This is a genomic window from bacterium (genome assembly GCA_040755755.1).
Lineage (GTDB): Bacteria > SZUA-182 > SZUA-182 > DTGQ01 > DTGQ01 > DTGQ01.
In genome coordinates, this window is the sequence record JBFLZW010000081.1 from 1 (window position 1) to 6,358 (window position 6,358).

Genomic DNA, 6,358 nt, shown 5'->3' on the forward strand with positions numbered 1-6,358 from the left:
AATTTATCACGGTAGCTAATCTTGTTATTGCCCAATCTGTAGCTGCAACGATGTTGGGATCATCAAGACTACCCGCATTCCCGCTCAGTAGAGGTGTGCAAGCACCATAAGCAATTCCTTTAACATCTGATCTTGTACTAGGCTATTACACCCATTACCCAGGTAGCATGGCATGTATCACTGTCACCCTCATTTTTGTTATTAGGATCAAAGTATTCAATTGTTCCAAGGTAGGTATGATCTTCATCTACTCCTGTCCTATCTACTACCGCTATTTTGGGAAAATAATTAAAATATTCTTCACAACACCCTGTATAACCATTACTCCAGGCAACATTTGCTTTGACTGTAAGCGCAGACTTATTCAATGCCGGTTCCATCACCTCTGATGAATAAATACTGTTAACATTTATATCCGGCTCTATTTGCCTTACATCATCAAGAGGCATATTTACAAATACCAGCGGGGCATATTTAGACCTATAAATGACTTTATGTCCCCTGTCCTCTAACTTTTTGATTTTACCTTCCTTATAGTTTTAAATGTCCAGATAGTTTTAAATGTCCAGCAAACTTACTTTAACCCGCAAAACCACAGGAGTCTGCCGGTGAAGAAATTCGGGTTTTAATCCTTACTTCGGCAACACCTCAATGGCCGAAATGAAGATCATTGCCCGGAAGGTTTTCTCTTTCCGGCAGACTGTTGGAAAATATTTTATCTTATCGCTATCACCTCCTTTTGCTATGATGTTGTTGAGTTAGGGATTACTATAACCCCTAGCGCCCCTCACCTGCCACAGGGGCTCTCTACCACCCCTCCACCCCCGAAGGGGCAAGGGAGAAAAGCACTACCTTGAGCCCAATGTCAATGGGCATGAGCATCACGAGCGGATAGACACTTGGTCAGTTTGCCATAAGTCCAGAGGAAATTGAAAAATTTATGGTTTACATTCGATGTTATGAAATATAATAATGCAAGTTTGAGGCCATAAATGAAAAATAAAAATACAAGCATTATTTTCCCTTATTTTTCAGCCTGTTATTGCTTATGGACTCAGCAATCCCTTGGAAGTGGATCCGGCCAACTTTTTGGCCGAAAATAGAGTTACAAGCTATTTTTTAATCTATAACCAATTGATTTTGCCTATGTTTTGCTCATCGGCCAAGATCTTGGCCGTTCGGCCAACTTTTTGGCCGATTAAGGCCAAAATCCGATTTGTCCCGGCCAGCATCTGCCACCAGATATTCCCCATTTTCCTTTGGTCAACGAGGAGGGTGAAAATAACCATAACCCCCACCCAGCCCCCCCTCAAGGGGGAGGAGAGTAAAGGAAGGCTCCCATACAAGACGGGGAACATCTAGTCGGGATCAATAGCATAGAGCAAAGCCGCCTGAATATCTGCGTACTCTAACTCAGGATAATCCTCAAGCAATTCATTGGTTGTAACCCCTCTGGCGAGCGCTTTTAAAATTTGCTCCAAGGTTCATATCTCATTCTCAGAAAAATTTATTAATCGATTCCTGCCGATTCGTTCCCTCTGCATTTTCTCCTTATCCCTACCATAACTCCGATAATTTCCGCAGCCAGCAGGAATATCAGAACAGGCTGGGATGATATCGGTACAGACATCGATTGAACCCGGCCTGCCAGAAATATTTCCCGGTCCGTGCCGGATGAGCTCTGCCAGACCACGTATCCATTGTTGTTGATATTCGGAGTCAAATCATCGGAGGAGTTATCGGTAAGCTGGATGGTTCTGCTGCCATTATACAAGAATATCTCGTTATCATGGCCATCGTGTCCATACCAGACCACATACCCTTGAGCATTGATCCGGGGCTGTTCGTCATCAAAGGAATTATTGGTAAGCTGGATGGTTCCGGTACCATTATACAGGTATATCTCACAATCACTGCCGTCATATCCACGCCAGACTGCATACCCTTGAGCATTGATCGAGGGTTCCCAGTCATTAAAAGAGTTAATGGCATTGCCCCTTATCGGAGGAGAAACAATGGATCTATTCAACCCTTAATTCGCATTATTAATCTTGTTTAAGGTTAATAATCAAATTTAATGTCGAAAATTTTCAGATTATACTAGAATGTTGAAATTTTTGCTTGACGATGACGATAAGATGGTTATAATCTATTATAGGTAATCATGGTATATTAAAGATATCTAAACCTGATTCAAGAGGAATGCAATGACAAACCAAAAGGTCTTAACCACTACAGAAGCAATGGAATATTTACGAACTACCAGGGTGACTATTTTAAAAATGGTCCATGAAGGCAGATTAAAAGCCAATAAGGTAGGTCGAGAGTACCGCTTTTTACAGGAGGAATTAGACAAGTATCTTCGCGGAGAAAATGAACCACTCAAGGCGGCCATAAAATGAATGTCAAAGAGGATATCAAAGAAGGTATGGGGAAGATAGCAGGGCCAATAATGGCAGCAAGTAAATCAATTAAGCGGGTTACTCTGAATGACATCTACACTGCCTTCGGTGTAAGCATGAGGAATCATCCCGATATTTCAATCAACGCATCGATATCCTGGGCCAAAAGGTTGATAGCCAAGGGGCTCAATTAAACCAGAGGATAGATACTCTCGATCAGAAGATTGATAACCAGATCGGACAGGTAAGACAGGAAATCGGACAGACCAATCAGAGGATAGATATCCTCGGTCAAAAGATCGATACTCAGATAAGCCAAGTCAGGCAGGAAATCGGACAGGTAAACCAGAGAATTGATAGTCTGGGCCAGAAGATTGATGTGCAAGGCCAGAGGATGGATACCGTTATGCAAGTGCTTATGGAACTGAGCAGGCAGATGCTTGAATTATCCAAACAGAAAAACGCATAGTCTTATCTTGAATATCGGCTCCGGTCCGATCTCGTCCACCGAGCCCGCAGACTTGGCCGTTATGGTCAAATGGTGTCCCTGGAATGAGCAGGTTGGGGGATTGCCTTTTACCCGAATTGATGGTATCATGAGGGGTACCGCTAAGAGAAATACTCGCTCATATACATAATTTATGAAGAGATACCCTTTTTCGTATCTTCAATGACCGAAAAAGGCATCACGTGCTCTCACCGGGTATTCGGGCAGTTATCTTCCTGGTGGGCTTTTTTTATTTCCTTGAATCAGTAATCTTTGTGGTTGTATTTTCCAGCAGCAGTCTGAAAATTACTCCATACATAACATAAATCGAAATCGTCATCAATCGACATCACTCTGAGCGAGGATACTACAATCTGGAGGATTTGAGAATAACATGATAAAAGATTTAACCAAAGTTCGCAACATTGGAATCAGTGCGCATATTGACTCGGGGAAGACTACCCTCACCGAACGAATCCTTTTTTACACCAAAAGGATCCATGCCATTCATGAGGTTAAGGGAAAAGACGGCGTTGGAGCTACGATGGACTCTATGGAGCTGGAAAGAGAGCGGGGAATAACGATCGCCTCTGCAGCTACCTTCTGTAACTGGGGAGACCATTTTATTAACATTATCGACACCCCTGGACACGTGGATTTTACCATCGAGGTAGAGCGTGCCCTTCGGGTCCTGGACGGGGCGATTCTGGTGCTCTGTGGTGTCGGCGGAGTGCAATCCCAGTCCATTACTGTTGACCGTCAGATGAGCCGTTACAAAGTTCCCCGGCTGGCTTTCGTCAATAAATGCGACCGGTCCGGAGCCAATCCTCTTCGCGTGGTCGACCAGTTGCGGGACAAGCTGAATCTCAACGCCGTTGCCATGCAGATTCCAATCGGCATGGAGCAGAACTTTCAGGGAGTGGTGGATCTGATCAGCATGACGGCGATCTATTTTGACGGCGTCCAGGGAGAAATTATCCGCACCGGCGAGATCCCGGATGAATGTCGGGAGCTGGCTGAAGCCAAGCGTGAGGAGATGCTGGATGCAGCCTCGCTCTTCTGTGATGAATTGACCGAGGCTATCCTGGAGGGGCAGGTAACCGAGGACCTGATCGCCAATGCGATCAGGAAAGGAACCCTGGCCCTGAAACTGACGCCGGTATTTATGGGCTCAGCCTATAAAAACAAAGGGGTTCAACCCCTGCTGGATGCAGTGCTTAAATATCTCCCCAATCCTGCCGACATTCACAATGAGGCCATTGACCTTGGCAACAGCGGAGGGAATGTGACCCTCCAGCCCGATCCTGACAAGCCCCTCGTTGCCCTGGCTTTTAAGCTGGAGGAGGGAAGGTACGGGCAATTGACCTATATCCGGGTATATCAGGGGAGCCTGAAAAAGGGAGACACCCTGGTCAATTCCCGCACGGGAAAGAAGATCAAAGTAGGCAGGCTTGTCCGTATGCATGCGGACCAGATGGAAGATATCGAGGAAAGCATGGGAGGGGATATCGTCGCGCTGTTCGGCATTGATTGTGCTTCCGGTGATACCTTTACCGCCGAGGGGATCCATTACTCCATGACTTCAATGCATGTGCCGGAGCCGGTCATCAAATTAAAGATCGTTCCCAAGGACAACAAATCCCAGATCAGCATGTCCAAGGCTTTGAACCGGTTTACCAAAGAGGACCCTACATTCCGCTCCTATATTGATCCGGAAACGGATGAAACCATTATCTGCGGTATGGGAGAATTACACCTGGACGTTTATGTCGAGCGGATGCGCCGGGAATATTCCGCTGAGGTTGAAACGGGCATGCCCGAGGTCGCCTACCGGGAAACCATCTCCCAAAAAGCGGAATTCAACTACACCCATAAGAAGCAGACCGGTGGAGCAGGCCAATACGGGCGAGTGGCCGGGTTTCTGGAACCTTCTGAAGAGAATTATACCTTTATTGACAAGATTGTCGGCGGAGCGATCCCGAGAGATTTTATCCCTTCCTGTGACAAAGGCTTCCAGTCCTGCCTGAAAAAGGGAAGGCTGATCGGTTTTCCGATCACCGGCGTGCAGGTTACGATCGATGATGGGGCCTATCACCCGGTTGACTCGTCGGATATCGCTTTTCAACAGGCTGCCCAGGGCGCTTTCTGGCAGGCGTATGAAAAAGCCCACCCGATCATTCAGGAGCCGATCATGAAGGTATCGGTCGAGGGACCTTCCGAGTTTCAGGGAGCAATCATCGGAGGATTGAACCAGCGCCGGGGAATCATTATCAGTACTTCTGAAGACGGATTCCACAGCGTGGTGGAAGCCGAGGTGCCCCTGGCCGAGATGTTCGGCTATTCGACCGCTTTGCGTTCCGGAACTCAAGGAAAAGCGGAATTTACCATGGAATTTTGCAAGTACAGCCCCGTTCCCCAGAGTATTGCCGAGGAGCTCAAGAAGAAGTATCAGGAGAAAAACTTAAAGAAAAAGAAATAACCAGGTAACCACATGATCCTTGAGTTTACAAGATTTGCACCATTTGTTTTCTCCTCATGTTTTATTTGAAAGTCCCCCGCCTCCCATCGAGTAGAGGAGAGAAAGAGGGGATTTCATTAGGAAAGGAGAGTCCATGATTCTGAGTGAAATGGAACAAAAAAGCCCATTTCGGATTTTTGAAAAGTCGATTCGCGGCGGATTGGGAAAGGGTAACATCGGGATTTTTATGGCCCGGGCCGGCGTCGGAAAAACAGCCTGCCTTGTTTATCTCTCGCTGGATGACATTGTGAGGGGAAACAAGGTGCTCCACTTTGGAGTTGAGAAGAGCGTGGATAAGGTCAGGGCCTGGTATGATGAAATCACCAGCAATCTGGTCGAGTCCTTTCACCTTGACAACGCCAATGAGCTTCGGGAAAAGATTGAAAGAAACCTCATTATTATGAGTTACATGAACCATACATTTTCCGCGGATAAGATGAGATCCTCTATCCAGACCATCCTGCAGCAGGGAGGATTTACTCCTCAGGTGATTATTGTCGATGGTTTTGACTTCGAACATGCTACCAGGGCTGAGGTAGAGTCATTTAAAAAGATTGCCGAAGAGTTCAGCGTTGAGATATGGTTTTCAGCCCGGACCCATAGAGAAGGCCAGGTCCTGAATGAACACGGCATTCCTGCCCCCTACAGCCAGTTCGAGGAACTGCTGGGTGTTATCGTCGCCCTGGACCCGGTGAAGGATGCCATCTTCTTGAGGCTGCTGAAGGATCATGATAACCTGAACCCTTCCGCGCTGCATGTCAAGCTGGACCCCAGGACCCTGCTGGTGAAGACCCGGTATACGTGATGCCGGGGATGGAGCTAAGTAGAATGGCACTTACATAAGAATTAGTAATTCTCCCGCAGAGACGCTGAGACGCAGAGGATATCATTGAAAAGTAAAAGTAAAACAAGTTCCTCCTTGTGCCTTTTTACTTTTTGCTTGCTTCCAGG

Annotated in this window: 9 protein-coding genes; 4 read left to right on the forward strand and 5 right to left on the reverse strand. The window is 46.5% G+C overall.

Going from position 1 to position 6,358, the window contains the following annotated elements:
• Positions 1 to 137: 137 nt before the first annotated feature.
• The 4 genes from AB1611_21285 to AB1611_21300 form a co-directional block, all read right to left on the reverse strand.
• Positions 138 to 449 (reverse strand): hypothetical protein, encoded by a 312-nt coding sequence (locus AB1611_21285; GenBank protein MEW6382117.1) that lies wholly within the window; start codon positions 447 to 449, stop codon positions 138 to 140.
• Between the two features lie 675 nt (positions 450 to 1,124).
• The gene (locus tag AB1611_21290; protein ID MEW6382118.1) at positions 1,125 to 1,289 is read right to left on the reverse strand and encodes a hypothetical protein; all 165 of its coding nucleotides are present in this window, start codon (positions 1,287 to 1,289) and stop codon (positions 1,125 to 1,127) included.
• A 69-nt stretch (positions 1,290 to 1,358) separates the two neighbouring features.
• A complete protein-coding gene (locus AB1611_21295) occupies positions 1,359 to 1,481 on the reverse strand; it encodes a DUF433 domain-containing protein (GenBank protein ID MEW6382119.1) in 123 nt (40 codons plus the stop codon).
• Positions 1,482 to 1,510: 29 nt separating this feature from the next.
• Positions 1,511 to 2,029 (reverse strand): hypothetical protein, encoded by a 519-nt coding sequence (locus AB1611_21300; GenBank protein MEW6382120.1) that lies wholly within the window; start codon positions 2,027 to 2,029, stop codon positions 1,511 to 1,513.
• Positions 2,030 to 2,207: 178 nt separating this feature from the next.
• On the opposite strand from AB1611_21300, the gene AB1611_21305 reads away from it, so the two are divergent.
• Together AB1611_21305 and AB1611_21310 are read left to right on the forward strand one after the other, a co-directional pair.
• Entirely contained in the window at positions 2,208 to 2,402 is a 195-nt protein-coding gene (locus AB1611_21305) for a helix-turn-helix domain-containing protein (protein ID MEW6382121.1), read from the forward strand.
• Positions 2,399 to 2,596, forward strand: a complete 198-nt coding sequence (locus AB1611_21310) for a hypothetical protein (GenBank protein ID MEW6382122.1) — start codon at positions 2,399 to 2,401, stop codon at positions 2,594 to 2,596. The genes AB1611_21305 and AB1611_21310 overlap by 4 nt, the downstream gene beginning before the upstream one ends.
• Here AB1611_21310 and AB1611_21315 read toward each other — a convergent pair.
• The gene (locus tag AB1611_21315) at positions 2,593 to 2,787 is read right to left on the reverse strand and encodes a hypothetical protein (GenBank protein MEW6382123.1); all 195 of its coding nucleotides are present in this window, start codon (positions 2,785 to 2,787) and stop codon (positions 2,593 to 2,595) included. The genes AB1611_21310 and AB1611_21315 overlap by 4 nt on opposite strands.
• Positions 2,788 to 3,283: 496 nt before the next feature.
• On the opposite strand from AB1611_21315, the gene fusA reads away from it, so the two are divergent.
• Both fusA and AB1611_21325 read left to right on the forward strand, forming a co-directional pair.
• The gene (gene fusA, locus AB1611_21320; GenBank protein ID MEW6382124.1) at positions 3,284 to 5,368 is read left to right on the forward strand and encodes an elongation factor G; all 2,085 of its coding nucleotides are present in this window, start codon (positions 3,284 to 3,286) and stop codon (positions 5,366 to 5,368) included.
• A gap of 133 nt (positions 5,369 to 5,501) precedes the next feature.
• Positions 5,502 to 6,212 carry a hypothetical protein gene (locus tag AB1611_21325; protein ID MEW6382125.1) on the forward strand — a complete coding sequence of 237 codons (711 nt, stop codon included), beginning with the start codon at positions 5,502 to 5,504 and terminating at the stop codon, positions 6,210 to 6,212.
• The last annotated feature ends 146 nt before the right edge of the window (positions 6,213 to 6,358 follow it).

Coding starts and splice junctions, on each gene's coding strand:
- AB1611_21285 (MEW6382117.1), bottom strand. CDS start 449: ATGCCTCTTGATGATGTAAGGCAAATAGAGCCGGATATAAATGTTAAC.
- AB1611_21290 (MEW6382118.1), bottom strand. CDS start 1,289: ATGGTTATTTTCACCCTCCTCGTTGACCAAAGGAAAATGGGGAATATC.
- AB1611_21305 (MEW6382121.1), top strand. CDS start 2,208: ATGACAAACCAAAAGGTCTTAACCACTACAGAAGCAATGGAATATTTA.
- AB1611_21310 (MEW6382122.1), top strand. CDS start 2,399: ATGAATGTCAAAGAGGATATCAAAGAAGGTATGGGGAAGATAGCAGGG.
- fusA (MEW6382124.1), top strand. CDS start 3,284: ATGATAAAAGATTTAACCAAAGTTCGCAACATTGGAATCAGTGCGCAT.
- AB1611_21325 (MEW6382125.1), top strand. CDS start 5,502: ATGATTCTGAGTGAAATGGAACAAAAAAGCCCATTTCGGATTTTTGAA.